At 44.4% G+C, this 1,762-nt stretch carries 1 protein-coding gene; it reads right to left on the reverse strand.

Translation table 11 applies throughout. The features are described from left to right. Nucleotides 1-390: 390 nt before the first annotated feature. Entirely contained in the window at nt 391-1,620 is a 1,230-nt protein-coding gene (locus tag F6K51_RS36705) for a glycosyltransferase family 4 protein (protein ID WP_293030952.1), read from the reverse strand. Nucleotides 1,621-1,762 lie beyond the last annotated feature (142 nt).

Below are 1,762 nucleotides of genomic sequence, written 5' to 3' on the forward strand. Positions count from 1 at the left end.
ATCCCATCAACGACGAGCCAAGAGCCTATTTCGTTTGGGATTTGATTATCTGCGCTCAATTTTCACCAATCTTGACCACCAGTTCCCAGCTTTTCTTAACTCTCTCCATTTTTTGTCCTGTACTTAGATGTATTATATCTTCATACCAATACATTTATACTAATTGTGAATTTTCCTCTAGAAAATATAGTTAAAAATTCAAATTTACCGATTTACCAAACACCAGGTAGCCTAATCTCTCTATGACTTCCAGTGACGGTGATTTAGAGGGGTTTGCCACGGTTCTGGAATAGAATTGGTTGTGTAGGGAGTAAGAGGGCAAACAATGGGAACAGGAGGAACAGAGGGAAGACGAGTCAAGGGGTTCAGTCCCCAAACTACTGTATTCCACTAACCTCTAACCACTGACTGGGTTAAGGCTTGTTCGTAGCATTGACCAGCGCGATCCCAGGTGTATTCATCCTCGATCAATGAGCGCCCGTTTTGGGACAACTTTGCTCGCAGTTGTGGGTCTTCAAACAAACGAGTGATGGCACTAATATACTCCTTAACATGATTTGCCCGCAATGCTCGCAGAGGTGTATTGGCACCATCAACCGCTAGTCCCTCCAAACCGCGATCGCTTCCTACTACAGGTACCCCAGCCGCCATTGCTTCGAGGGTCTTGTTTTTAATGCCAAAGCCAGTCCGCATCGGTACCACACAGATAGTTGCTTGATGGAGATACTCTACCATTGATGGCACACGACCGGTGACCGTAATTCCCGACAATTCTGCCAACTCCAACACCGAAGGTACTGGTCTTGCTCCTACCAGTTGCAGCTTAGCATCTCGATAACGTTCTTTAATTGCTGGAAATACCTCCAAGCTTAAAAAGCTTACAGCATCAATGTTGGCTCGGTTATCCATAGCTCCAATAAACACTATGCGATGTCCCCCTGGGTCAGCAGTGCGTTGGGGAAATTGAGTCAAATCCACCCCATTGGGAATCACCACAATTTTACCCGATGGCTTGTAGGCAGCTATCTGGCTTTGATCCTCCGGTGTTGTGACCACAAGGCCATTAAATTTGGCACAGTATCGTTCCTCGTAGCGGCGCAACAGGGGTAAATTTAACTGGTCTCTGAGCTGATTTTCCGAGGTTCCTGTTTCCAACTGGTTACGGAAGGTACCATACACAGAACTGTGAATATTCACCACCGTTCCCAGCTGCTGTCGCCATTCTGGTCGTACATATATTTCATTTACACTATGTTCACAGGTAATAATGTCAAACCGTCCAGCCGCCACAGCTTTATCCACCCATTGTTGAATGTCCCGGGAGTAGAGATGTAGCACACTGGGGGGAATTCCCTGGCTTAAAAAATTACTAAATCGCTTTACTTTGCCCCAGATTCCTCCTGAGGGTTCAGAAGGCTTTGGTTGGGGGAAAACCACCAATTCATCTACCCATTTCCCGAGTTTTTCCACTTCCTGATCCGTGACATCTTCTGAACGTTGAGTAATCATGGTGATATCATGACTTAACTTAAGATGTTTTAGTAAATTAAATGTCCGTACCTGAGTTCCTCCCCTAGTGGGGGGATAAGGAAAGGTGGCAGATAGCATGAGAATTTTCATCATATCTTCAGGTTAGGTAAGAAATTGCTATAAGTTATATCTAGTTCGTTGTAACCGGACTTGATATCAGGCATCCAATAGGATAATTTTATGTCAACAAATCAATGAATTGAGTGACTTGATAGTTTCATCTATAACAATA

Source organism: Moorena sp. SIO3I8, from assembly GCF_010692325.1.
Classification (GTDB): Bacteria; Cyanobacteriota; Cyanobacteriia; order Cyanobacteriales; family Coleofasciculaceae; genus Moorena.